The organism is uncultured Ruegeria sp. (assembly GCF_947504215.1).
In the GTDB taxonomy this organism is placed as follows: domain Bacteria; phylum Pseudomonadota; class Alphaproteobacteria; order Rhodobacterales; family Rhodobacteraceae; genus Ruegeria.
In genome coordinates this window covers 82,658-104,909 of sequence record NZ_CANNGO010000012.1, presented here as the reverse complement: position 1 = coordinate 104,909, position 22,252 = coordinate 82,658, and the positions used below count along the sequence as shown (strand labels likewise).

Below are 22,252 nucleotides of genomic sequence, written 5' to 3'. Positions count from 1 at the left end.
ACGCCGTCCAGGCCGTGTGCGACGGAGGCTATGCCTTCTGTATCCTGCACTATCAGTCGCGCTTCTGAGAGGTCGGTATCCTGAAAAACCTGAACTACTTCTCCGTTTGTTTCTGACGTGCATTGGAATACTGTCTCGCCCGCAGTCGCCGCACTCGCAGGCAAGAGTGCCACTAGGAATATTGCATTTTTCATCATTGTGTTTCCGATCAAAGAGGTTGAGCTTTCAGGTTTGAGTGGTCCAGGTGATGGTTAGAATCCTGAGCTGCACAAATCATCTGCTTGTGTTCAGGCCGCAATGGGAGGCTTCCCAAAGCTCACACATACCCGCAGGCCCGGTTTGTTGTTTTCTGCGGTGATAAGTGCGCCATGCCGCATTGCGATGGCCTTAACAAGCGATAGGCCAAGTCCATTTCCGGCGTCGTTTTTTGGGTGGTCAGCTCGGAAAAACGCGTCAAAAATCTTGCTGATTTGTGGATCCGGAACCCCCGGTCCGTCGTCTTCGACAACCAGCTGTATCGCTTCAGTCGTAGCCGTTAGGGAAATCCTGATCCAACATCCAGAAGGGCAAAACCGGAGTGAATTGTTCACAAGATTGACGAGCAGCCGCTTCAGCATGTTTTCGTCGCCTCGTATCAAAATCGTGTCAGCGTTGTAGTCAGCGGTGATGTGGTTACCTGCTTCGACGGCAACCGGGTGAAACGCCTCTGCCATATTCTCAACGAGTGCACTCAAATTGACGGTTTGGAAGTTTATCTCATGCCCGCCTGCCTCGATCTGAGATACTCTGAGTATTGTGTCGAAGACGGTTCTGATGCGCTTAAGGTTTTTCTCTAAATCGTCGAGGCTTGGTCGCGGGTCACCATCATACTCAACTTCGCTATATACCTTTTGTAAAGCCGTGAACCCGTTCGTCAAAGGGCTCCTCAAATCGCGGGCAATTGTGACCGCAGTGGATTGAGCACAGTTGAGTGAGCTCGAAATCCAGTCGAGACGTCGGTTGATCATATGGCAAATTCGATCGCATAGGTCGCTTGTATCTGACACGGGAAGACGAAGACTGATATCTTCTTGAAAGGCCTGGTCGAGGGTTCGCTCAATCCATTGAAGTTTTCGTTGGTCTTGAGCGCTGAAGTAATAGCCAAGACCCAGGACAGCGGCAGTTGTCGAAAGCGTCAGCAGCAACAACCCTTCCCAAAGCGTTGTCAAAGCCTGATTAAGTGTTGTCAGGCTGCGGGCGACCACCGTGCGATACCCAAGATACTCTGATACATGGAGAAGATAGACAGGAGCAGTCCCACCGATTTGCAAAAAATCCGGATCGACTTCGTGCCAACCTATCGTATCGGGCGTTTTCGCAACTGATCCAGCAAGTGCTGAACCGTTCTGATCGAACAGCGCGACTACGTGAAGCCCAGTTCGAATGGGACTATTCAAATGTTCAATTGCTCGCTGAACTGCTTCTGAGTCGCCGTCCAGTAAAATCTCATGAAGCAGGAGCTCTTCATCGAGGATTTGTTGCTGGAGATCACTGCGAAGCCTGTCTGTAAGCGCTAAGTAGGCAGCATAGCCAAACACAGCAGTTATGATCCAGACTATCAATGCCGCGAAACAAGCCGATCGGAACGGGACTCCTGAGAGAATGCTAAAGCGGCCCATGAAGGCTGTATCCAAGGTTTCGAGACGTGTGCAAAAGTGGTGTCTCGAAGGGTTTGTCGATCTTCGACCTCAAGCGACTAATATACGTCTCGATCACGGTCGAATTTGGATCAAAGTTGTAATCCCAGACTTGCTCCAAAAGCATGTTGCGTGTCACGATCCGCCCGGCATTTCGCATCAAAACTTCCAACAGCGCAAACTCACGAGGCAACAAGTCTATTGTAACGTCTTGCCTTTTCACCACCCTGCTGAGCAGATCCATCGTTAGATCGTGGACGTGAAGCTCAGTTGAGGCAATGCTGGTCGGCTGTCGTCTGATAATGCTGTTTAGGCGCGCCAGAAGTTCTGAAAAATGAAAAGGCTTAACCAGGTAGTCATCCGCACCTTCGGTCAAACCCTCAACTCTGTCCTGAACGTCGCCTATTGATGTGAGGAACAAAACTGGGGTCTGTTTCTTCGCGGCCCTCAGGGCCTTGAGAACAGCGAGACCATCCATTCCAGGCAACATACGGTCTAAGACTATGGCGTCACATTCGTTGTACAAACAATATGAGAGCGCATCTCGACCATCATCATACCACTCCACACCAAAACCGTTCGATCTCAGCCCGGAATTGACAAAATCGGCGGTCTTTTTGTCGTCTTCTGCGACGAGTATTTTCATTTCAAGACCTCCGACTTTACCGTTGGATTCGTTTATCGCAGTTACCAATGCGGGGTTAACTGAACTCAGCCATAACGGGATGGCGAAGTCCATTTGGCATTTCGTTGCAGACTAGAGGCTGAGCGTTTCTTCAACAGCTTTTACTTGTAAGCGGGCGAGACCCAGATTGGCGGTCTTCTTGTCCAACGCGACATACACAAAAATGTTTGGGTTTTTGTCCAGCGGACGAACCAGATGAAACTGTTTGCCAAGCGTGATCAGAATGTCTTCGATGGTATCGTTAAGTTTCAAAGCTTCAATTGCCTGAAGTTTGGCACGGACGACTTCAACATTCGCTGCCCCTGCAGTATCAAGATCAAACTTGGAACCGCCCTCTGTACCCAGAGTAAGGCCAGTATCACTGTCTACGAGGCAAGCCCCCAGAAGACCTTTGATTTCACTTAGTTTGGAAATGTCCAACGACATGTTTGGCTCCTTTTTGGCCTTGGAATTGTTAGTCTGAACCACACCAGACGCTTGATTGTCTGGGCCGGCTCTGTTGTTTGCGGGTGGAATGGTGATTACGTGCCTTTGAACTAGGCCAAATCTCTCGTTAAATCTGGCCAGCACAGAGGTGGCCTCATCTTTGGGTCTCGACATTTACAATCCAATTCTCGTTGTGATCGTGGAAGTAGAACGTCGAACTGGGTGACACTTGTTTCGAACTGCTTGGGCATGAAGAAACACCTGATCAACCAATCTGTCATCCAAACAAGGGAGATCGCTTTTCCTTTGATGGGGAAGACACTTGGGTTCTGATGTAACTTTCAAAACTGTTGCGCTTGGGTCTCGGGAGCTATTCTGGCCTCTGTGCAAAAATTTCAACGCGACAACGCAGGCAGGGGCCAAGTATTGCGCAGTGTTGGTTGAAAGAGGCAATACACTTTCCGGACCCATAAGGAATGCGGGCCACAAATGTCCGAGTTCGAAAAGAACGCCAGCCAAAACGGGTAAAACAGAACTCAGCATCAGACCTTCGCCTCGTTACCAAACGACTAAGTGGTCCGTAGAGTGCTAAGAGTTTTAACCAGCCTTTCAGAAAGCTTAAACATTTGTAAGAATTGACTCTTTACGTTGACGAAAAATGGAAAATTCGGCGCAAATGATTCATCAACTGACCTTGCGAGTATTAAGACACCGGCTGTGGCTTGTCGAATAGCATTGCCTCGCCCCCGGCGAACCCGTCGGAGCCCATCATGCCGGGGCAGACGCCCGGCAGGTTTCTCGAAAGTCTGCGCGTGTTTCCCGACACAGAGGCACGCGCAGACAACTTTTGGCTGAATCGCTTCTCCATAACGAACAGCTAACATCGGCGAATGGGGTGTTATGTGAAGCGATCTCTGGTTGAGTGGTCAGCTCCCCTGCGGATCAAACGGACCATTACTTTAGTCGCCGGATAGCAGTCATTGATCCTGCGCGCGGAGAACGTCTGTTTCGAGCCCATATTCCCGGATGCTGCACTTTGCCATAATGGCCGCTTTGCAGGTCAGCTAAAAACGCTTCTAAAGCGACAAACAATTGAGAGCCGTGGGGGCTTCAGAGGTTTTTGGGAATGATCGGCAAAAGCAGGTGGCTGTCGAACGATCCGCCAGCGTGAATGATGTGTGTGCCGCTGTTCACTGTGTCCTTGTGGCCAAGCGAGGGATGGTCGAAGTGATCCCTCCCTTGGATGGCAACCTCCAGCGTTTCGCCGGGGAAAAACCTCGTGCCGCTGGGCAAAATCTCGATCTCGACGGGCACGATTTGTCGGGCACTCAACTTTTGTCTGCTTTCAAATGACTGGGCTGGTTGTGCAGGGGTGGACCGTTCCGGATCAAGCGCCCGGCGCGAGACCCGCAGCCATCCGAGGGCAACAGGCGCGCCTGTATAACCAGCCTTACCGTAGAACGTAACTTCGTCACCGGCTGCATCGTATTTTCTGATGGCAACAAACAGGTCCATGTCGCTGGCGCTATCTGCCTCAACCCAAAGTCGCAGCTTCATATTCCCGGTGATTTCCGTTTCGGAGTCGAATCTCACCCTGAATTCAGCGCTACCTTCCGTTGCCTCATATCGGACTGACTGAGCGTCACGCAACGCATCAGGCAGCAGGTTTCCATCTTCGGGGTTAAGGTAATAAGGGGCATAGACAGTCCCCGGTAACGGCCAATCTTCCACGCCTCGCACCGTGTAGGTTTCAAGAGTATCGCGTACCTCCAGCCGAACCCGCGGGCGCATGTCGAACCCGTTGTCGAGGCCTTTTAGGAAATGATCGAAGAAGTCCGTCTGAATGCGGCGCGCATCTTCGCTATAGTAGACCGGCCATTTGGACCGTCCATGCGTATAAAGCCATTTCTGCTCCGACGAGATTGCCTTGAAACCCTCGAACGAACCGCGCGAATGGAGCCCATGATCCGACCAACCGGCGGCGATCAAGGCAGGCACTGATATGTCCGTCAGCGAAATGCCTGAGGGTGGCATCAAGTTTTGCTGCAACCATTTCATAACCATGGGGCGTTTGCCTGCAAAATTTACGGCAAAGTTGGGAGGCAGGCTGGACTCGTTTGCTTTACACCGCATGCGGTCCAGCCAGAAGGCTGTGAAGGCGGTCTCGGGAATGCCGCCGTGGAAAAGGACCTCGCGGAAACTATCGCTTTGACCTTCCCACGGCATGATCGCTTTGAGGTGTTCGGGTGCATCGCTCGCCGCGACCCATTGGGCGATGGCAAGGTAGGACACGCCCGTCAGCCCGACGTTACCGTTGCTCCACGCCTTGTGTCCCGGCCCATGTTATGGCGTCGTGGAAGTCGTGCCGGTCCTGCATTGTCAGCACACTGGCAATGCCTTCGGATTTGCCATATCCGCGACTGTCAAGCGTTACGACAGCATAACCTTGCTGAACCCAGTACGCCGGATCGGGTCCTTCCCATGGCGTCCAGGTGCTGACTTCGATCGGACCAAGATTGAACTCCGGCTTCAGATGATTGCGTAGAATGTCCGGGTAGCGAGTCGGGCCTTCGTCCTTGTGATAGGCCGTCAGCATCATCACGACGGGGAATGGACCAGATGATATGGGTCGGAAGACATTGGCCGATAGGCGTGTGCCATCACGAACGACAACTGGCACGTCGCGTCGATCACAATCGCCTCTTCGAGTGCGCTGACATCGGTGACACGAACCGGGCTGTCTGGGTTTTGATAGAGGTCAGACAAATCTGAAGGCACATATGGCAAGGGGCCGCCCCTTAGAAACCACAATCCACCTGCAGCAACTGCGACCAACAAAAGAAAAACCAACGCCAATTTGCGCATTTGCGTCTCCCTCAAATCAGGCTTGGACGTTATGAATTGATGTCATAAGCCATGTCTACCGATACGCTGCGTCGCTTGGCACCTTGGCCCGAAACCATACTCATTCCGGACACTGAATCTTGTCGAGTGAGCGGAAGCTTCGTCCGCACAGCCGACCTTGCCTCCTTCCCGTTGCGTTACAGCATGGCGGGCACGACCTGATCCGGTGGACGGTGCCCATCTTCGAAGGTTTTGATGTTGATGATAACCTTCTCACCCATTTCGATCCGCCCCTCCAAAGTGGCAGACCCCATATGAGGCAGCAAAACCACGTTCGGTAATTGTCGCAGCCGCGGGTTCACATCGGTGCCGTGCTCATAAACATCCAAGCCCGCCCCTGCGATATCACCGGATCGGATCATTCGGGTCAGGGCGTTTTCGTCGACGACTTCGCCGCGTGAGGTATTCACGATCACCGCCGATGGCTTCATCAGCTTCAATCGGCGCGCGTTCATCAGGTGGAAGGTCGAAGGGGTCGAGGGGCAATTGACCGATATCACATCCATCCGGGCCACCATCTGATCGAGGCTTTCCCAATGTGTGGCTTCCAGCTCCCGCTCGATCTCGGGGCGTAAACGACGGCGATTGTGGTAATGCACCTGCATCCCAAACGCGCTGGCGCGGCGGGCGACCGCCTGCCCGATCCGCCCCATACCAAGTATGCCCAAACGTCGCCCGCCGATCCGACCTCCAAGCAAAGCGGTTGGCGCCCAGCCCGACCAATCGCCCTGCTGCATCACGCCCAGACCTTCGGGAATACGACGGGTGACCGCAAGGATAAGGGCCATGGCCATATCGGCAGTATCGTCTGTCAGGACACCGGGTGTATTCGACACCAGAATTCCGCGCTGGCGGGCTGTCGCCACATCGATGTTGTCGACACCTGCACCGTAATTCGCGATCAACCGTAGCCTTTCGCCCGCCTGTCCCAGCAAACCTCCGTCAATTGAATCCGTGACGGTTGGCACCAATACATCTGCTTCGTTGACCGCCTCGACCAATTCTTCACGCGTCATGGGCGCATCATTGTCGCGCAATCGGACATCAAAAAGCTCGCTTAGCCGGGTTTCGACCGCCTCTGGCAACCGTCGCGTTACAACAACACTCAGACGTTCTCGTGGCACTTTAGCCCTCCCACTGCTTTGCAAACGCGCGCGCTCCATGGCATCGTGGCGCAGGATAAGGCGGGGCACAAGAACCCCATAGGCATTGAGTCGACCTTTTTTCGAAAGCAGATCAACAGGCACAAGAGCAGTTAGTCAGTGAACGGCCTTCTATCGGTGAAACGCCTTTTCTGGGCGGTCCTTTCCATTTCCTTGTTTGCGTTGGTCCCGATTGCGGCTCACGCGAAGGACAAACGTGGCCCGGTGACGAACTTGCCGCTACCGCGCTATGTCTCGATGAAAGCCGCCGAAGGGAACGTGCGCCGCGGGCCGTCTTTGACCCATCGAATCGATTGGGTGTTCAAGCGTCGCGGCATGCCATTGCAGATCACAGCCGAATACGGCAATTGGCGCAAAGTTCAGGACCGCGACGGGGCTGGCGGCTGGGTTCACTACGCGTTGCTGTCAGGTGTCCGTACGGTATTGATCGAATCCGAAATGTTACCCGTCTATTCTCGCCCTGATCCCAGCGCGCCGGTTAATGCTCATTTCGAAACAGGTGTCGTGGCGCGCCTTGGGTCCTGCTCGCTGGACTGGTGCAAGGTGTCAGCCGGAGGTCACCGTGGCTGGACGATGAAATCGAACCTCTGGGGTGTGGACCCGTCTGAGATCCGGGAATAGACTTTTTGCCTTTCAATCGCATCCGACAATGGTTCGCTTCCTGTCATCTCATAGGCTTGCCCTGACCACTGGCGCAGCTATTGTGACGCGTCAGGATCAGAGGATCATTCATGAAAGCCGTCACATACACCGCCTTCGGCGACGCTGCAGATGTATTGCAGCTTCAAAACATGCCGCTGCAAACACCAGGGCCTGGTGAGGTCACCGTTGATCTGGCCTTTTCAGGCGTGAACCCCTCTGACATCAAGGCACGCGCCGGATCTAGACCGGGCATTACAAAACCACCTTTTCCCGTGATAATTCCCCATAGCGACGGGTCTGGGGTGATCTCGGCCGTTGGGGAGGGCGTCCCTGCTTCGCGGATTGGTCAGCGTGTCTGGATTTGGAACGGCCAATGGAAGCGTGCGTTTGGGACAGCCGCAACGCAGATCGCTTTACCCGAGGCGCAAGCCGTCCAAATGCCAGATCCAGTCTCGCTGGAAACCGGAGCCGTTCTTGGAATTCCGGGGCTGACAGCCTGCCATGCGGTGTTTTCCGGCGGAGACCCCATAGACCAGACGATTCTGATTCATGGGGGTGCAGGCACAGTGGGCTATCTGGCAGTGCAGCTGGCTAAATGGGCGGGAGCAAGCGTCATCGCAACAGCCAGCCCGCGCGACTTTGAACGCGTTTGCGACGCCGGTGCAGACTTTGTGATCGACTATTCCGCTGATGACCTTGCCGACCAAATACTCGATGCCAACAAAGGGCAAACGGTTGGCCGAATCATTGACGTTGAGTTTGGCCAGAACGTCGAAACAAACACGACTGTCATATCCGAGAATGGCCGAATAAACGCGTATGGCTCAGCTCAGCACATGACGCCCATCTTGCCTTTCTATCCCTTGATGTTCAAAGCAGTAACCCTTGAGGTGGTTTTGATCTACCTTCTGCCCGGGAACGCCAGAGCAACCGCCATTGAAACGCTTCACGCTGCCTTAGTAGACCGGGCGTTGGTTTGCCCCATCCAAAAGGTTCTGCCGTTGCGTGACTGCGCAAGGGCGCACGAACTGGTACAGGCTGGTAACCGGACGGGCGCAGTACTGATCGAGACAATCTGAAGGCATGAGAAACTAAGAGTCGGGCGTTCAAATTTTTTATCCAAAAGCTCTTGAACCCTGCCAACAACAGTCGTAGATAGCCGCTCACTGTTGGGGTGTAGCCAAGTGGTAAGGCAGCAGTTTTTGGTACTGTGTATCGTAGGTTCGAATCCTACCACCCCAGCCATGATTTTCCTTAGAATCACATACTGAGTATTTGGGTGCCGATTGTAGCAGATTTTCAGCGGTTTAGCTTCTGGCGTTTTCAACTGAGACTCGAGTGTGAGCACAACAATGGTCGATTTCGAGCCGCAGTCTCAGTTCGCGATTCCTACGGTTCGAGTTTGGTGCCTTTGGGAGAGTTTGCAGAGCAGAGCTTTGCGAACTGCTCGCGCTGCTCAGACCAGATTTCCGGGAAGCCTGACTTGATCAGGTAATCCGTAGTCAGGCCATCAGGCTGTTCGCCCGCAGGCGCCAGCACTACGAGATCGACAACATCTTGCACCCGGCGTTTGGATGTGCCTTCTTCTGCCGCGATTTCAGAGAACGTTCTGCCACCTATGATCATCGCTAACCAGCAGCGTGCTTTGATGACATTGCGGGCAAGTGTTTGATCAATCTCAGGCGGGGCGTCGCCAAGATGAAGTTTCAGCTCCACGCCTCTATGGCGCATTTGGAATGGAGCTTGGATTGTCAGCTCGGCTACATTGACCTGATCCGCCCTGCGCTCGATCAATCGTGCCAGTGCGTGAAGGTCCAGCTGCACGGTCAGAGAACCTTGTCGTATATCTGCTCTCGCGATCAGACTCAGACGCTTCCTATCGGATTGGCAGTCTCTGAGAAGCTCCGTTGCTAAGGCAATTTCGGCCGCTGACATATCTTGCGCCATTGATGCCAATCTGCCCACCACCTCATCATCTCAACCCTTCCATCTGAGTACTGGGCTGCGTTGTATGCTGCGCGAACCTTGGGCTTCCATCGAAACCTCTAACATCCACTCGCTGCGGTTGGTTCGAGTGGGCAATAAATCAAAGACCCAGGCAACCTTCTGACTAGGTTAGAATTCAAATTCTTGGGTAAGTGATATGGTGCCCGGGGGCGGAATCGAACCACCGACACGAGGATTTTCAATCCACTGCTCTACCCCTGAGCTACCCGGGCACGGGAACGGCATTGGCCGCTGGGTGGAGGCGTTCTATGACTTGCACCATCCAGTGTCCAGAGGCTTTTTGACATTTTTTCAGTGGGGTCGTGGAACGGTGTCTTCCGCATCCGAAATGCTGATTTCCCCAGCCTCTTCCCGCTGCGACGGGACCGCGTATGACCCGTTCAGCCATTTGGCCAAATCGATATCTGCGCAGCGCTTTGAACAAAATGGACGGAACTGCGTCACCGTGTCTTCACTGCAGATGGGGCAGCTCATTTCAACACCTCGGCCAAAGGAATGCGCCCACGTTTTCGTTGCAACTCGTAGTGCCCCAAAGGGGTCCAGCCAGCTAGTGTTGTTTCTACGGAATCCGCCTTGAGCGCTGCGCGAAGAACCTGTTCAAACCCTCGGCGGTCTTTCTTGGGCATTGGGGCAAGGTCCAACGTGATCTGTCCGCCGAGCCCTCGCACGCGCAATGCACGTGCAAGCTGTTTCGCGCAGGCAAAATTGGCTTTGGTGCCCGCTGCCAGAGAGCTATCCTTACCTGTGTTCACATCAACCGCCACCAAAGCACGGGTGGCTTCGATGAACAAATGTCCTCCGCCAGGCAGAGGCTCAGCAATACCGCGTGCTGTATCCAGCGCGTCCAAGACACCTTGCGCCTCGAACCCACCGGGTTCGGTGATGACTTCTGCAGGATCGGTCCAGTCTCTCCAGGCTAGAATATGAGGACCATCGCCTTCGCACAGGGTTTCGGGTTCGGTGCCTGAATCGTTTAGAATCTGCTCAGCCAGAGCCCGCATGGCACTAATGTCTTCTTCAATGTCCACGATATCTGCACCGGAGCAGCATGAACGCAAAATCAGACCATAGGAGCTGTCTTCCATTTGCTCATGTGCGATCTCCAGCAAGCGATCGCGCTCATCCTCGTCGCGGATGCTTCGCGAGATGTTTAGACCCGGTGCATCCGGTGTCACGATTGCATAGCGGCTTTTGAACAGTATCCGATCGGTGATCGGTAAGGCCTTTCCGGGTTCTGCGAAGCCCGTCACTTGTACCAGCAATTGAGCACCAGGGGCCAACCCCTTAACCTGCCGTAAAAACGCCGGGCCATCCGGCGTTGTGACGAACATACCGCCCTGCCCTTTGACAGGCCGGTCCGCGCGCGCGCGGTAAATGGTTCCGGGCCTTGGTCTGTCACCTTCGATCAGAAAATCGTCCAACTTACCGTCGACCATCAAGGCCGCGGCTTCGCGCCCTTCGAGTTGGTCAAGAATGATGGTACGGCCCTTCATGGCGCCTCACTGTATAACAGATAACCGATGCCTTGAAGCAACGCTGCGGTTTCGGCGAGTGGCAACCCAACTATGCCAGTGAACGATCCTGAAATCCAAGGGATGAAGACACCAGCGGGTCCCTGAATTGCATAGGCTCCGGCCTTGCCTTGCCAATCGTCCGTGGCCAGATAGGCATTTACTTCGACATCCGATAAGCGCTTGACTTTGACTTGGGAAACCACGTCGCGTTGCAATAGGCGATCCCCGCGCCGGACGGCGACCGAGGTCACAACCCTGTGCCGACGCCCGGATAAAGCGTGAAGGAACTCGGCGGCTTGCCCAGCGTTTTCAGGTTTTCCCAGAATGCGTCGCCCCAATGCCACAGTCGTGTCCGCGCACAAGACGACATCTTCGTCATCCGCCTGAACAGCCTGAACTTTTTCACGCGCAATGCGGTTGCAATAGGGAACCGGCAGCTCACCCTTCACAGGCGCTTCGTCGATGTCCGGGGGGTGAATGGCATCGGGCTGCACGCCAAGCTGGGCCAGCAGGTCCAGCCGCCTTGGGCTGCCCGATCCTAGAATAAACGCCATTGAACAGTGCGTTACTTAAAGCGGTAGTTGATCCGACCCTTTGTCAGATCATACGGGGTCATTTCGACCTGAACTTTGTCGCCAGCCAGAACACGGATGCGGTTTTTGCGCATCTTGCCTGCCGTATGTGCGATGATCTCATGGCCGTTTTCCAGCTCGACCCGAAACGTCGCATTAGGCAGGAGTTCCTTCACGACACCGGGAAATTCGAGCGTATCTTCCTTGGCCATGTTGTCTCCATACTTACGTTGCACCCGCAGAATCTGCGGGGATGTGCGCCTAAATGAGCCTATTTCCGCCTTATTTCAAGGGCGGATTCGCCTAAAGGGAACATAATGTGACTGAATCGACTCGGGGATTTTGTTCCGCCCAATGGGCTCGGTTCAACACGTTACCATCGGCGCGGACATCGGCAATCTCGGTGAGATTTACCTGAGCATAGGTCCAGCCGGGTTGGTTCAGAACACCCTCGGACAAAACACCCGTTTGCGGAAAGCCCTTATCTGGTGGTCCAAAGATGCCACCTGTGCCGGTATTCATGTCTACGGCTTCGGACCAATTATTCGCTCCGACCAGCGACGCCATCACTGTAACACATTGATTTTCCAGGGCTCTAGCCATAGCGCCGATACGTACCCGCCAATAACCCGACAAGGCCTCGGTGCAGGACGGAGCCAGGATCAAGTCAGCTTCACTCAACGCCCGACCGAGCAAAGGGAACTCGCTGTCATAGCAGATCAGCACGCCGATTTTACCCAGCGCAGTGTCGAATATTTTAAGCTGCCCGCCGGGGGCGATGTCCCAAATCTCGCGCTCGAACCGGGTCATGATCTGCTTGTCCTGATGATCGAACGCACCGGTCGGAGCGTAAAGCACCGCGCGGTTCACCGGACGCCCCGCCCCGGCCAAAACCGGGGCGGACGCGCCTAATATGTACGTATTGTAGGTCTTTGCGAGGCGGACATGTACGTGTTGTACATCTTCCATTCGTTCGGATACCGCCCGGATCGAGCGCTCCAGATCCCTCGCCACGCAGGCTCCGTCCAATGTCGACAATTCCATCGCGCCGTATTCGGGAAATACCAATAGCTCGGCTCCCTGCTCTGCGGCCTCAGACACCCAAGCCTCAAGCTTGTCCTCATACTGCCCCCAGCTATCGAGCCAGTCGAGGTTGTATGCAGCGGTTGCGACTTTCATCAGAGCATTCCTTAGGGCGGTATGCCGAGACACTAAAAGGCAGCGTCGTTGCGTGTACAGAGCAATCAATCAATCGCTAAGGATTAAACGCCGAGTTCCGCTCTGAGCCCACTTTGACGAATGCTGCGCGGCGCACGAAGGGCTGCTCTTGCGTTAACTTGGGCCCTCGCCATAGATGTATCCTTCACAGCCCGACTACTGCGAGACCCGCAAAGGCCACCACACCAACGACCATAGTAGCGATAACGTGATTGGTCAGAACTGCCGCTCCGAGCGCCGCACCGGCAGCAACCCATGTCTGCAAGGGCTGACCCGCAAGCGAAGCTGCAACCAGACTAACAACGATCAAGCCCGGTAGATCGTCTAACACCCACGCATGTCGAGAGGCACGGATGCGTCCGCCTGCAATCAAACCGAGAACGCGAATAGAGAACGCCGCGAGGGCCAAAATGCCGATGACGCCCCAGTGCGCCCCGCTCATGCGACCGCACCGCTAGCGCGTCGCAAGATCAAGGACATTGCGAGACCGGAGATCGTCCCAGCGACGATTGCATAGGCCTTCGGCAAACCCAACGACACGACAGCGATGGTTGCGGCGGCGGCAACCACGCATGGGAACAATTGTGGTCTTCCGCGCCAAAGCCCTCGTGCCATCGCAATGAATGCGGCTGTGAATGCGAACCCTATTCCAAAGCGTTCAAGGTCGGGTATTACCGCCCCAACCACTGCCCCGGCTGTTGTTGAAGCTGTCCAGACAGTGATCATCACGAGGCCCGAGCCCATAAGGAAGGCCGCCCCTACATCTGGTGATTTTGCGCGTTCTGCCATCGTCAACGCCCAGTTTTCGTCGCCTGTGATGTGGATCGCCAAGAGTTTGGTTTTTAACGACAGACCAGCCAAAACATCCGACAGGGATGCGACAATCCCAATATAACGCAGATTCAGCGCGGCCCCTGCCAATGCAGCGCCCACCACCGTTTGTGTGGAGGCAAACTGTTCCACAGCGACGATCTGAGACGACCCTGAATGGACGGTGGCGCTCATCAATCCAACGCCCCACCACGGGAAACCAACTTGGGCGGCAAGAAGACCGAACGCAAAGCCATAGATGGCAGCGCCTAGGGCGAGAGGGAGGATAGCGATAGCACCGTGTTTCACGAGGGCAGGAATAGACAGAGTGCCCGATACGATATACAGCTAATTGAGAGAATACTTGATGTGATTACATCATGTATTGGCAGATTATGGGAACGTTTAGATCATGGATGCGACAGATCGAAAGCTACTCGATCTTCTTCAGAAAAATGCCAAAACTTCCGTTCAATCACTTGCAGATGCCGCAGGCATTTCGACAGCTTCAGTCCAGAGGCGGATGCGAACGCTGCGCGAAACAGGTGTGATCAAACGGGAGGTTGCAATTCTCGACCCAAAGTCTCTGGGCTTGGGCATCACTGCAATAGTATCGGTAGAACTGGAACGAGATCGGCTTGATCAGATTGATGCCTTCAAGCGTAAAGCGCGTGAAGATCGGCAAGTAACGCATTTCTATTGCATTGCGGGTGAGGCCGATTTCATCCTCGTCGTGATGGCAAAAGACATCGCGGACTATGAAGCTTTTACCCACCGGTTTTTCTTTGCCGATAAAAACGTTCGGAAATTTCGGACTTCCATCGTGGTTTCAACGGAGAAAGCAACTTCGGATTTGCCAATTTCATAGCAGACATTCCAGCGTTTACCATGAACGGCAGCAGAGTCCCGCAGAGCAGCAATTGATGAAGATCCAATCGAACGTCAGCGCTGAACTGTTTCTGCACTTCTGCTGACAGCAGGACTTTGATATGCTAGCTGGAACCATGATGTGATCATTTTCCTTCGAGCCGCACTCAACACGGAATTCTCCGTGGTTAATGACGTGCGCATTAGAAAGGAAGACACATGAACCATACTGGCTTTCCACCAATCCAACGTCGGCGTTTCGACATCGAAACGCTTCAGTACAATGCGGTCAGCCTTATGAAACAAGCAGATGCTGGCCCGACATTTCTACGTCACGGCGGGCGCGTATCCTATGTTGTCATGACCGAAGAACTCTTTGACAAGCTCTGGCCGGACCCAAGACGGGCCTGGGGTGTCGATGAGATGCCCGATCGCATGGAACGGCTCTTGCTTGAAGCGTTGAGCAAATCGCCCACGGAGAATGGCGAAGACAAAGGAGACTAAGATCACAGCACTTTCCGGGCGCATGTCTGGTGGGACAGCGCCCGGATTTCTGCAGATCTTGGAGCCGCCAGGCCGGAGCAACGATCGCGAACGTCGCAGTGGGGCAATATGTGAACCTCCCCAAGTTTGTGTCAGTCCGGCTCCTCATCTTCGGAAAAGGCGGCAATCAAATCCAGAATGCCTTTGCGTTTCATGCGGCGCACCCAGCTCACATGAGACAGCACTGCGTCCACGTCATGGCGGCGGAAATCGCTGCCATTCGTTCATGGTGCAGCGAGATAGTCGAAGCCAATTTACGGGTCGCGGACAAAGCCGACAATGCCGGTTTGGGTGTGAACGTCTGCTATTCATCCCAATGCAAATATGCCGATACCCTTGACCAAGCGCCCTAGCACATTTAGGCAAAATTGATCTGCCCGCCGGGACGACCCGGCCAGGAACGGCGCTTAGTCAGGACGACCTGATAAAACTGAGGTCGAAGATGACAACCAAACACAAAAATGCAAAGAAACTAATCGAGGGTCGACCCGCCCTAATCGTGATCGACATTCAGAAGAGCACGTTCATTGATAACAGCGCAATCCGCTCAATCGACAATATGCCGGGTTACAAGGAAAGAATGCTCGCTGCGCGCGATTTGGTTGATGCCGCACATCAAAACAGTGTGCCCGTCATTTTCATTCAGGAAGTTCATCGTTCCGACCAGATTGACTTTGGCCGGGAGCTGGATGGCGATGAGGACATTCACTGTCTCGAAGGTGATCCGCGGACAGAGGTTGCCAAAGAAGAGATGGGATATCGCACTGGTGACTATTTGGTTCCGAAGCGGCGTTATTCTGCGTTTTTTGGAACCGATTTCGAAATTCTGCTGCGCGGCCTGAAGGTAGATACTTTGATACTATGCGGAGGGCTGACTGATGTTTGTGTGCACTACACGTTCGTTGATGGCCACCAATCAGACTACTTCTGCCGCGTTGTGGAGGATTGCGTCGGCGGGTCATCCCTCGAAGCCCATGAAGCTGCGCTCAGAGCAATGGAGTATTTGCAAACCGGCGCTGTTCAGAACCGTGAAACGGTGATCAACGCGATCTCTTTGCTCTGATCCGAAATGGCTTCATTATTTCTGTTTCACATTGCCTAAGCCCAAACCAGCCATTCGAAATGTGTCGAATGCTGGCAGGATTGGGCTCAAAGCGAACCTAGGAGCAAACGCAGCGTAGCGTTGAAAAGGCCACACAGCTTAGCTGAGACTGGCTCTGTGCCGTAGGTTAAAACCTCTCATTTTCTCGACCTTCTTGGTTGACCTAAGAGTAAGGAATAAATTCTATCGGACTATGAGACGTCCATTGACAAATTGCGTGGCCCTTCTTGCCGCTGCTCTAACGAGTATTTCATCGGTTTCCGCTCAAGATTGTGCGCGCGATGCGATGCTCGTGTTTGATGGCTCAGCGTCTATGGCAGAACTTGGCTTACATCTGGATGAACCCAAGAGAATTGATGCTGCTCGTGCGGCCTTGCGAGACGTGATGCCTCAGATCGCCCCAATTCGTCGTATCGGCTTGATCACCTATGGTCCGGGCCCCGAAAATTCCTGTGACGGAATTAATCTGAAGTTCCGACCGGTCGCGAATGCGATGCAGCCAGTGGTGGACGCAATTGCCTTGTTGGATCCAAACGGATTGACGCCGCTTACAGAAGCGGTCCGGGAAGCATCCGAAGTGCTCAACTACCGTAAGGATCCCGGCATCGTGGTGCTGGTCACGGATGGCAATGAGACTTGCGGAGGCTCGCCCTGCGCGCTTGGTGCAGAGCTCGCGTCTACTGCTGCAAATCTTACTGTGCATGTGATCGGGTTCCGCGTCGATACAGGTCGGTTTGCAGGCGACAGCCCAGACGTGGAACTTTTTCCTGATGATGTTTCTGTAGCGAAATGCATTTCTGATCGCACAGGTGGCATGTATATCTCCACCGAGGCCATTGAAGAGCTTAGCGATGCACTGCGTAGAACCTTGGGCTGCAATGTTATCGGCTAATCTGAAATGGCACAGTGCGGGTTCTGGAAGCAAATCAGAGTTTTCATCAGCGCGTCCGACGATCGGAAGCCCGAGCTAACCGGTTTGCACCCACGGCCCAGAGCTGACTTTCTCCGCCCACCTAAAATGCTGTGCTCGCAGCCCGCTTTCCGGCCATTCGCTGCAGGCGCGAAATCCGAAGGTCGTCGAACTAGCAATTCGCGAGACTATGTAGCCGTTGCCCCGCTCGAAACGAAAGGTCGCATTGCGCGCTTTGCTTCAGCAACGAAAAATGGGACGGGCGGATCCCCAAATTCGCGACCGCCGCGAAAGCACCCCTACCACACTACGGAAGCAGACATTCCAATAAGTTTGATAGCGCCTCTCTCCGGGGCGCTATCTGCATTCGCTAGCCCCAACTGGATGTCTTCTTTTGGTTGCGTACGATCAAGTTTGTAGATTTGGTCAAAGGGTTCAACCGGGAGTATCGGGGGCCGGTGCAGCGCATGTCTAGATCAACCAAACTTGCATCACGGGCGAGTGTTCCGTGCTGTAGGTTTTAATTCCCCCCGAGGGCATGCTGATGCCACATATCAGTGACGATTTCCCAACCATCGTCCTCCGGGCGCAAGACGAACAGATAGGTGCCTGTGGCATCCATCCCGACGGTTTCGATTTTTGCCTCTACGAAGCCGATCATCACGGCCAGAGTCTGGTCGTCGGAAATGTATAAGTGGTCAATCGTATGAGTAACGTCGCCTTTGTTGGCGGTGACAAACTCGAACAGCTCCTTTGGGCCTTCCAAACCCTGTCGCACAGGTTTGCCTTGTTCGATCCAAAGCGTGTCTTCGGAATAGAGTGATACCAACCCAGCCGCGTCGTAGTCGGCAGCAAAGGTGTTGAACTGATCGTTGACAGCGTTCAGGCTGGCGGTTGCATCATCTGCAACTGCTATACCAGCTGACAGCAGCAAAGCCGCAATATTGGTTATGATACGCATTGTGCGTTCCTCTTAGATAGGGAAGTGTCAGGAAATCGGATCGGGATCAGGGCGCGCGAAGATCACCTCTCGCGTAACCTGCCAGCGGTCGTCTTCGAAAACCAAGTCGATGCTGAGCTCAAGCACTTTGCGAGCTTCGCCGATTGGCACGCGTCGGGTGATCAGGACATGTCCTTGGTCTCCAACAGCTTCAACAGCGTTGAACCGGGCCCATTTGTGATCATCCGGGTTGGTGTCTTTGACCGAGCTGGCCATCAGAGCCATGAAGCCGGGTTTGTCAAAACGTGCCAATTCGCCACTGATGTCCAGCATCAGGATTTGCATGTCTTTGTGGTAAACGCGGTCCAGACCGCTTGCATCGCCGTGGACCGCGACATTCATCAAGTCCTCAATCGCGGCGCGCACGCCTGTTTCTGTTCTATCTGACATTTTTGCCTCCTTCAGGCGTGAGTGCCATTAACGGGGAAGTCACCTGTCAATCCACGCAGGAACCGGATGCCCATCACAAGGCTTGTCAGGCTGGGGCGGGCGAACGGAACATTCGAAATATCGACAATCTGCAGTACGCCCTGATCGTTGATGACAAACAGACCGGGCTCGGCAAACGGCCCTTCGACATCCATCCCATTGCGCGGTCCGGAGATGTACAGACCCAGCGTCTGCATCTGCTCAACGCTCAGCCCATAGCCGATATCGAAGGTTGGTGAGACCTCTTGAATCTGTGCGGTGGCGCGCTCTGCGCTGTCGGCCGAGACCGCCAGGACATCGACGCCCAAAGCGTTCAGGTCAGGGAGCGCGCTGTTCAAATCTCGCAAGTAGGTCGTGCAAAGCGGGCAATGTTTGCCACGATAGACGATGGTTAACATCCAGTCGTACCCGTCCCGGGGTGTGGACAGGCTTCGGATACTACCGTCAAGCACAGGAAGATCGATCGCCGGAAATGCCTTTCCGACGGCAGGTTTGGGGCTGGTCATGAGGAACCTTTCTGATTATATATCGATTGATACATAACTACCGTGACCACGCGAGAGTCAAGGAATTATATATTGATCGATACAAAAAAATTGGGCCGCCCAAGAACCTTCGACTATGACGAAGCTCTTATGCAGGCGATGTCGGTCTTCTGGACCAAGGGGTATGACGGGGCATCTCTACGCGATCTGACAAAGGCGATGGGGATTACCGGGCCAAGTCTCTATGCGGCCTTCGGGGACAAGCGAGAGCTGTATCTCAAAACCATCGACCTTTATGCCGACGTGGATGGCTGTGCGCCAGTCGTGGCCTTCGAAACCGAGGAAGACATCACCAAAGCCATCAAAGGGTTTCTGTCCGAAGTGGTCCACTATGCCACCGAGCATGAAAGCGGGGCAAAAGGGTGTTTTCTGGCATCCAGCGTTGTCACGACGGTTGGGCAGGTCGAAGGCGTAGCTGAACGCGTTGAGGCGGCGATTGACGACACCGAGAAACGCCTCGCTGCTCGGTTCGACCGGGAAATCGAAAAGGGCACTTTACCGGCAGATTTCCCGTCCCGTGAACGGGCCGCGCTTCTATATGACCTTAGACAAGGTTACATGTTCAGAGGACGCGCCGGTTGGAGTAGCGAACGCATGCAGCAAGACCTCGATTCCAGAGTCCAGATGCTGCTGTCGCATTGAGCGCTAAAACCAGTTGGTCAAATACCTGTAGTTTCTTCTATCGGAACTACTACGTGATTGAGGCTGCCCATGGTGGCTTTCGCCCGATACGGTCCAGCAGAAAGTCCATAAAGACACGAACCTTTGACGACAGAACATTTGATTGAGGGTAAATGAGCCAAAGCGCGGTCTCCGCCACGCCTGCGTATTCATGCAACACCCGAACCAGATCGCCTGACTGAAGCTCTTCGTGAACGCTCCAGACTGAGTTTTGGGATATCCCGGCACCTGCAAGTGCAGCAACCTTGTGACTATGACCATCGTCAAACACCAGATTGCAGCGCCCTGCCTTTGGGTCGTAGGTGGCGATCGTGCCATCGGGTTTAGTTACTTTGAGCGACCTGTCGTTTCCAAAAGCCACGATCCGATGCTGTGTCAGATCGTACAGAGTTTCGGGGCGGCCGTATTTCTCCAGATAATCCGGTGATGCGCAGAAAATGCGGGTGTCATCTGCAAGTTTGCGACCGCGCAGATTGGAATCCTCAAGCTCTGCGTTGCGCAATGCCAGATCAAAGCTACCCTCGATCAGGTCGAATTGTTTGTCTGACAGCCGCAGGTCCAGTTTGACCTCGGAGTGCAGGTCAATAAACTCAGGCAGTATCGGCGCGATATAGAGCTGGGCGAAGGTGCTCGGCGCTGTAAACCTTAACGTCCCCGAGACTCGCGCTTGACCTTGACCAAGCGCGGCACGCGCGGCGTCCTCTTTAGCGACGATATCCCTTGCGTAGGGCAGAAACGCCATACCCTCTGACGACAGAGAAACCTGACGTGTTGACCGGTGGAGCAAGTCTGCGCCAATGGTCTTTTCAAGCTTGCTCATCCACGCGCTTGCGACAGATGGGGCCAAGCCAAGCTCACGCCCGGCGGCGCTAATGTTCAACTTGTCAGCGGCAAGGACGAACAGGCGAAGGGTGTTGGTGTCCATATTATATCCAATATCAGAATACTGAAGTCAAAATTACCCCGGTTTATTTGGCTCACACAACAGATCACATGTCCCTCAATCAAATATCAATCACAGGAGACATGTTCATGGCTTACTACTCTGTTCTCGCCGTATCACCAACCAGCGAAGACTGGATTCCCGACTATCTGCCGACGGCGAACAAGCTGGTCGCAAAACACGGTGGCAAATACCTGGCCCGCACCGCCTCGCACGAACAGGTCGAAGGCTCCGAACAACCCGCCGCCCTGCGCATCATTCTTGAGTGGCCGTCGAAAGAAGCTGCCATGAACTTCATGAACGACCCCGAATACAAATCTCATCTGGAGGCACGCACAGCCGGATCAGAAAGCTATCACTTTGTCATCGAAGGCAAAGACGATCTCGCCTGACCAACTCTGGGGTGCATCGGGCAGCCCAATCTCTTCCCAATTTAGAAAGTGGATAGAACTATGTTCGAAAACCTTGGATGGATCGTTGAAGCACAAATCAAGGACGGTCGACGCGACGACTTTAAAGGCATCGTAGAAGAAATCGTTGCCGCCACACGCGCGGAAGGCGGAACGCTGAACTACCAATACTATGTCTCTGATGACGGCGCCGTTCTTGTCTATGAGCGTTTTGCAAATGTGGATTCAGCGCATATTCACATCACGAACTGGGATCGTTTCGCAGATCGCTGGCTGGAAGCAGCCCCAGCGACTCGCATGGTGTATCTGGGCAATATTCCACAGGAAATTCAAGATCGGCACGCAGCCATCAGCCCAATGGTCTACAAACTATTCGACGGCTTCGCGCGTTGATTGGACGGCAGAACAATCAAGTCTCAGAGGGTTGATCGGGGTTCTGTCGCAAATTTCTTTGAGAGTTGTATAGACGAAACTGGAGAGTTGATTATGCTGCCAATTGGGAGAATTGCTGAAACGGTCGGAGCTCGGGCGTGAATTGACCCTTACGGATCATGTTGACCAATTCTATGCCTGCCAGGGCAGATGAGGCTGTAGCGAAAGCTTTGAAGCCCAGCAAGGGCCTGACCCTGCGTTTGATAAAACGGTGATCCTGTTCAATGATGTTATTGAGGTATTTCCGTCTGACCATTTCAATAGGTATGGGACAACCAAAGCTCTTGAGCATCTTGTTGATCGCCTTGATGCCAGCAGTGTTGGCACCACTTTTGTCGATGACGATCTTGCATGGTAGACCGTTCAGCTCAAGCGCGCGGGCAAAAAACCTCGTCGCAGTGGCTTTGTTGCGGCGCTCGGACGGCATGAAATCAAGGGTCTTGCCGTGTTTGTCGATCGCTCGGTAAAGATAAACCCATTTGCCTTTGACCCGCACTTAGGTTTCATCCATTCGCCACGTACGGTCAGCGGGGTGCTTTCTATACCGCGCTGCGTCCGCAATGAGACCAGAATATCGAATGACCCAACGGTCCAACGTCGCGTAGTCCAGGTCAACACCACGTTCGGCCATGATTTCTTCCAGATCCCGGTATGAAACACCGTAGCGTAGGTAGAAGAAAACCGCGTGCAAAATCACGCCTTTCGGAAAATGCGCACCCTTAAATGAGATCGTCACGGTTTGCTCCTGTCATATGCAAGCCCGCGTTAACAGA

General features: G+C 54.0%; 28 protein-coding genes, 2 tRNA genes and 1 pseudogene. 10 read left to right on the top strand and 21 right to left on the bottom strand.

What is annotated here, in order from left to right; genetic code table 11:
• Window positions 1-287 precede the first annotated feature (287 nt).
• The 7 genes from Q1B21_RS18255 to Q1B21_RS18225 all read right to left on the bottom strand — a co-directional run bounded on the left by Q1B21_RS18255 (window position 288) and on the right by Q1B21_RS18225 (window position 6,815).
• On the bottom strand, window positions 288-1,658 hold the full coding sequence (locus Q1B21_RS18255) for a HAMP domain-containing sensor histidine kinase (RefSeq protein ID WP_299891812.1): 1,371 nt from the start codon (window positions 1,656-1,658) through the stop codon (window positions 288-290).
• Window positions 1,645-2,322, bottom strand: coding sequence for a response regulator transcription factor (locus tag Q1B21_RS18250; protein WP_299891857.1), 678 nt, complete (start codon window positions 2,320-2,322; stop codon window positions 1,645-1,647). The genes Q1B21_RS18255 and Q1B21_RS18250 overlap by 14 nt, the downstream gene beginning before the upstream one ends.
• Before the next feature lie 111 nt (window positions 2,323-2,433).
• Window positions 2,434-2,787, bottom strand: a complete 354-nt coding sequence (locus Q1B21_RS18245; protein ID WP_170516119.1) for a roadblock/LC7 domain-containing protein — start codon at window positions 2,785-2,787, stop codon at window positions 2,434-2,436.
• A 1,110-nt stretch (window positions 2,788-3,897) separates the two neighbouring features.
• The gene (locus tag Q1B21_RS18240; protein WP_299891800.1) at window positions 3,898-5,079 is read right to left on the bottom strand and encodes a CocE/NonD family hydrolase; all 1,182 of its coding nucleotides are present in this window, start codon (window positions 5,077-5,079) and stop codon (window positions 3,898-3,900) included.
• 16 nt (window positions 5,080-5,095) lie between these two features.
• The gene (locus Q1B21_RS18235; protein ID WP_299891797.1) at window positions 5,096-5,467 is read right to left on the bottom strand and encodes a CocE/NonD family hydrolase; all 372 of its coding nucleotides are present in this window, start codon (window positions 5,465-5,467) and stop codon (window positions 5,096-5,098) included.
• Window positions 5,386-5,652 (bottom strand): hypothetical protein, encoded by a 267-nt coding sequence (locus tag Q1B21_RS18230; protein WP_299891794.1) that lies wholly within the window; start codon window positions 5,650-5,652, stop codon window positions 5,386-5,388. Before Q1B21_RS18230 ends, Q1B21_RS18235 begins: the two co-directional genes overlap by 82 nt.
• A gap of 176 nt (window positions 5,653-5,828) precedes the next feature.
• The gene (locus Q1B21_RS18225; protein WP_299891790.1) at window positions 5,829-6,815 is read right to left on the bottom strand and encodes a D-glycerate dehydrogenase; all 987 of its coding nucleotides are present in this window, start codon (window positions 6,813-6,815) and stop codon (window positions 5,829-5,831) included.
• Between the two features lie 186 nt (window positions 6,816-7,001).
• On the opposite strand from Q1B21_RS18225, the gene Q1B21_RS18220 reads away from it, so the two are divergent.
• From Q1B21_RS18220 to Q1B21_RS18210, 3 genes are all read left to right on the top strand, one after another.
• Window positions 7,002-7,475, top strand: coding sequence for an SH3 domain-containing protein (locus Q1B21_RS18220; RefSeq protein ID WP_299891854.1), 474 nt, complete (start codon window positions 7,002-7,004; stop codon window positions 7,473-7,475).
• A 110-nt stretch (window positions 7,476-7,585) separates the two neighbouring features.
• Complete coding sequence (locus Q1B21_RS18215) at window positions 7,586-8,575, top strand: NADPH:quinone reductase (RefSeq protein WP_299891787.1); 990 nt, start codon at window positions 7,586-7,588, stop codon at window positions 8,573-8,575.
• A 91-nt stretch (window positions 8,576-8,666) separates the two neighbouring features.
• Window positions 8,667-8,741: transfer RNA gene (locus Q1B21_RS18210), tRNA-Gln, on the top strand.
• Between the two features lie 144 nt (window positions 8,742-8,885).
• Here the strand turns inward: Q1B21_RS18210 and Q1B21_RS18205 are convergent.
• From Q1B21_RS18205 to Q1B21_RS18165, 9 genes are all read right to left on the bottom strand, one after another.
• Entirely contained in the window at window positions 8,886-9,320 is a 435-nt protein-coding gene (locus tag Q1B21_RS18205; RefSeq protein WP_299891784.1) for a hypothetical protein, read from the bottom strand.
• 320 nt (window positions 9,321-9,640) lie between these two features.
• Window positions 9,641-9,715: transfer RNA gene (locus tag Q1B21_RS18200), tRNA-Phe, on the bottom strand.
• Window positions 9,716-9,794: 79 nt separating this feature from the next.
• On the bottom strand, window positions 9,795-9,977 hold the full coding sequence (locus Q1B21_RS18195; protein ID WP_299076757.1) for a DNA gyrase inhibitor YacG: 183 nt from the start codon (window positions 9,975-9,977) through the stop codon (window positions 9,795-9,797).
• On the bottom strand, window positions 9,974-10,996 hold the full coding sequence (locus Q1B21_RS18190) for a ribonuclease E/G (RefSeq protein ID WP_299891781.1): 1,023 nt from the start codon (window positions 10,994-10,996) through the stop codon (window positions 9,974-9,976). Before Q1B21_RS18190 ends, Q1B21_RS18195 begins: the two co-directional genes overlap by 4 nt.
• Window positions 10,993-11,571 carry a nucleoside triphosphate pyrophosphatase gene (locus tag Q1B21_RS18185; RefSeq protein WP_299891778.1) on the bottom strand — a complete coding sequence of 193 codons (579 nt, stop codon included), beginning with the start codon at window positions 11,569-11,571 and terminating at the stop codon, window positions 10,993-10,995. Before Q1B21_RS18185 ends, Q1B21_RS18190 begins: the two co-directional genes overlap by 4 nt.
• An 11-nt stretch (window positions 11,572-11,582) precedes the next feature.
• Complete coding sequence (gene infA, locus Q1B21_RS18180) at window positions 11,583-11,801, bottom strand: translation initiation factor IF-1 (protein ID WP_005978431.1); 219 nt, start codon at window positions 11,799-11,801, stop codon at window positions 11,583-11,585.
• A 91-nt stretch (window positions 11,802-11,892) separates the two neighbouring features.
• Window positions 11,893-12,768, bottom strand: a complete 876-nt coding sequence (locus Q1B21_RS18175) for a carbon-nitrogen hydrolase family protein (RefSeq protein ID WP_299891775.1) — start codon at window positions 12,766-12,768, stop codon at window positions 11,893-11,895.
• A gap of 184 nt (window positions 12,769-12,952) precedes the next feature.
• Window positions 12,953-13,249, bottom strand: a complete 297-nt coding sequence (locus Q1B21_RS18170; protein WP_299891772.1) for an AzlD domain-containing protein — start codon at window positions 13,247-13,249, stop codon at window positions 12,953-12,955.
• A complete protein-coding gene (locus tag Q1B21_RS18165; protein ID WP_299891770.1) occupies window positions 13,246-13,926 on the bottom strand; it encodes an AzlC family ABC transporter permease in 681 nt (226 codons plus the stop codon). The genes Q1B21_RS18170 and Q1B21_RS18165 overlap by 4 nt, the downstream gene beginning before the upstream one ends.
• A 103-nt stretch (window positions 13,927-14,029) precedes the next feature.
• Here Q1B21_RS18165 and Q1B21_RS18160 point away from each other — a divergent pair, with 103 nt between their 5' ends.
• The 4 genes from Q1B21_RS18160 (at window position 14,030) to Q1B21_RS18145 (ending at window position 17,021) form a co-directional block, all read left to right on the top strand.
• Complete coding sequence (locus Q1B21_RS18160) at window positions 14,030-14,485, top strand: Lrp/AsnC family transcriptional regulator (RefSeq protein ID WP_299891767.1); 456 nt, start codon at window positions 14,030-14,032, stop codon at window positions 14,483-14,485.
• 218 nt (window positions 14,486-14,703) lie between these two features.
• Complete coding sequence (locus Q1B21_RS18155; protein ID WP_299891765.1) at window positions 14,704-14,988, top strand: hypothetical protein; 285 nt, start codon at window positions 14,704-14,706, stop codon at window positions 14,986-14,988.
• A 481-nt stretch (window positions 14,989-15,469) separates the two neighbouring features.
• On the top strand, window positions 15,470-16,090 hold the full coding sequence (locus tag Q1B21_RS18150) for a cysteine hydrolase (RefSeq protein ID WP_299891763.1): 621 nt from the start codon (window positions 15,470-15,472) through the stop codon (window positions 16,088-16,090).
• A gap of 232 nt (window positions 16,091-16,322) precedes the next feature.
• Window positions 16,323-17,021: a vWA domain-containing protein gene (locus Q1B21_RS18145; RefSeq protein WP_299891760.1), complete on the top strand. Its 699-nt coding sequence runs from the start codon at window positions 16,323-16,325 to the stop codon at window positions 17,019-17,021.
• A 538-nt stretch (window positions 17,022-17,559) separates the two neighbouring features.
• Here the strand turns inward: Q1B21_RS18145 and Q1B21_RS18140 are convergent.
• From Q1B21_RS18140 to Q1B21_RS18130, 3 genes are read right to left on the bottom strand one after another with little or no spacing between them, the layout of a single operon-like run.
• Complete coding sequence (locus tag Q1B21_RS18140) at window positions 17,560-18,000, bottom strand: nuclear transport factor 2 family protein (protein WP_299891758.1); 441 nt, start codon at window positions 17,998-18,000, stop codon at window positions 17,560-17,562.
• Window positions 18,001-18,027: 27 nt separating this feature from the next.
• Window positions 18,028-18,429, bottom strand: coding sequence for a nuclear transport factor 2 family protein (locus Q1B21_RS18135; RefSeq protein ID WP_299891755.1), 402 nt, complete (start codon window positions 18,427-18,429; stop codon window positions 18,028-18,030).
• An 11-nt stretch (window positions 18,430-18,440) separates the two neighbouring features.
• Window positions 18,441-18,974, bottom strand: a complete 534-nt coding sequence (locus Q1B21_RS18130) for a peroxiredoxin-like family protein (RefSeq protein WP_299891752.1) — start codon at window positions 18,972-18,974, stop codon at window positions 18,441-18,443.
• Window positions 18,975-19,046: 72 nt separating this feature from the next.
• Here Q1B21_RS18130 and Q1B21_RS18125 point away from each other — a divergent pair, with 72 nt between their 5' ends.
• On the top strand, window positions 19,047-19,655 hold the full coding sequence (locus Q1B21_RS18125; protein ID WP_299891750.1) for a TetR/AcrR family transcriptional regulator: 609 nt from the start codon (window positions 19,047-19,049) through the stop codon (window positions 19,653-19,655).
• Window positions 19,656-19,704: 49 nt separating this feature from the next.
• Here Q1B21_RS18125 and Q1B21_RS18120 read toward each other — a convergent pair whose 3' ends face one another.
• Complete coding sequence (locus Q1B21_RS18120; protein ID WP_299891747.1) at window positions 19,705-20,619, bottom strand: LysR family transcriptional regulator; 915 nt, start codon at window positions 20,617-20,619, stop codon at window positions 19,705-19,707.
• Between the two features lie 107 nt (window positions 20,620-20,726).
• Between Q1B21_RS18120 and Q1B21_RS18115 the strand changes: the two genes are divergently transcribed.
• Entirely contained in the window at window positions 20,727-21,029 is a 303-nt protein-coding gene (locus tag Q1B21_RS18115; protein WP_299891744.1) for a DUF1330 domain-containing protein, read from the top strand.
• 60 nt (window positions 21,030-21,089) lie between these two features.
• Window positions 21,090-21,440, top strand: a complete 351-nt coding sequence (locus tag Q1B21_RS18110) for an antibiotic biosynthesis monooxygenase (protein ID WP_299891742.1) — start codon at window positions 21,090-21,092, stop codon at window positions 21,438-21,440.
• 91 nt (window positions 21,441-21,531) lie between these two features.
• Here Q1B21_RS18110 and Q1B21_RS18105 read toward each other — a convergent pair.
• Window positions 21,532-22,215, bottom strand: a pseudogene (locus Q1B21_RS18105) (IS6 family transposase).
• Window positions 22,216-22,252 lie beyond the last annotated feature (37 nt).

Coding starts and splice junctions, on each gene's coding strand:
- Q1B21_RS18255 (WP_299891812.1), bottom strand. CDS start 1,658: ATGGGCCGCTTTAGCATTCTCTCAGGAGTCCCGTTCCGATCGGCTTGT.
- Q1B21_RS18250 (WP_299891857.1), bottom strand. CDS start 2,322: ATGAAAATACTCGTCGCAGAAGACGACAAAAAGACCGCCGATTTTGTC.
- Q1B21_RS18245 (WP_170516119.1), bottom strand. CDS start 2,787: ATGTCGTTGGACATTTCCAAACTAAGTGAAATCAAAGGTCTTCTGGGG.
- Q1B21_RS18230 (WP_299891794.1), bottom strand. CDS start 5,652: ATGCGCAAATTGGCGTTGGTTTTTCTTTTGTTGGTCGCAGTTGCTGCA.
- Q1B21_RS18215 (WP_299891787.1), top strand. CDS start 7,586: ATGAAAGCCGTCACATACACCGCCTTCGGCGACGCTGCAGATGTATTG.
- Q1B21_RS18195 (WP_299076757.1), bottom strand. CDS start 9,977: ATGAGCTGCCCCATCTGCAGTGAAGACACGGTGACGCAGTTCCGTCCA.
- Q1B21_RS18190 (WP_299891781.1), bottom strand. CDS start 10,996: ATGAAGGGCCGTACCATCATTCTTGACCAACTCGAAGGGCGCGAAGCC.
- Q1B21_RS18185 (WP_299891778.1), bottom strand. CDS start 11,571: ATGGCGTTTATTCTAGGATCGGGCAGCCCAAGGCGGCTGGACCTGCTG.
- infA (WP_005978431.1), bottom strand. CDS start 11,801: ATGGCCAAGGAAGATACGCTCGAATTTCCCGGTGTCGTGAAGGAACTC.
- Q1B21_RS18175 (WP_299891775.1), bottom strand. CDS start 12,768: ATGAAAGTCGCAACCGCTGCATACAACCTCGACTGGCTCGATAGCTGG.
- Q1B21_RS18170 (WP_299891772.1), bottom strand. CDS start 13,249: ATGAGCGGGGCGCACTGGGGCGTCATCGGCATTTTGGCCCTCGCGGCG.
- Q1B21_RS18160 (WP_299891767.1), top strand. CDS start 14,030: ATGGATGCGACAGATCGAAAGCTACTCGATCTTCTTCAGAAAAATGCC.
- Q1B21_RS18155 (WP_299891765.1), top strand. CDS start 14,704: ATGAACCATACTGGCTTTCCACCAATCCAACGTCGGCGTTTCGACATC.
- Q1B21_RS18150 (WP_299891763.1), top strand. CDS start 15,470: ATGACAACCAAACACAAAAATGCAAAGAAACTAATCGAGGGTCGACCC.
- Q1B21_RS18145 (WP_299891760.1), top strand. CDS start 16,323: ATGAGACGTCCATTGACAAATTGCGTGGCCCTTCTTGCCGCTGCTCTA.
- Q1B21_RS18140 (WP_299891758.1), bottom strand. CDS start 18,000: ATGCGTATCATAACCAATATTGCGGCTTTGCTGCTGTCAGCTGGTATA.
- Q1B21_RS18135 (WP_299891755.1), bottom strand. CDS start 18,429: ATGTCAGATAGAACAGAAACAGGCGTGCGCGCCGCGATTGAGGACTTG.
- Q1B21_RS18130 (WP_299891752.1), bottom strand. CDS start 18,974: ATGACCAGCCCCAAACCTGCCGTCGGAAAGGCATTTCCGGCGATCGAT.
- Q1B21_RS18120 (WP_299891747.1), bottom strand. CDS start 20,619: ATGGACACCAACACCCTTCGCCTGTTCGTCCTTGCCGCTGACAAGTTG.
- Q1B21_RS18115 (WP_299891744.1), top strand. CDS start 20,727: ATGGCTTACTACTCTGTTCTCGCCGTATCACCAACCAGCGAAGACTGG.
- Q1B21_RS18110 (WP_299891742.1), top strand. CDS start 21,090: ATGTTCGAAAACCTTGGATGGATCGTTGAAGCACAAATCAAGGACGGT.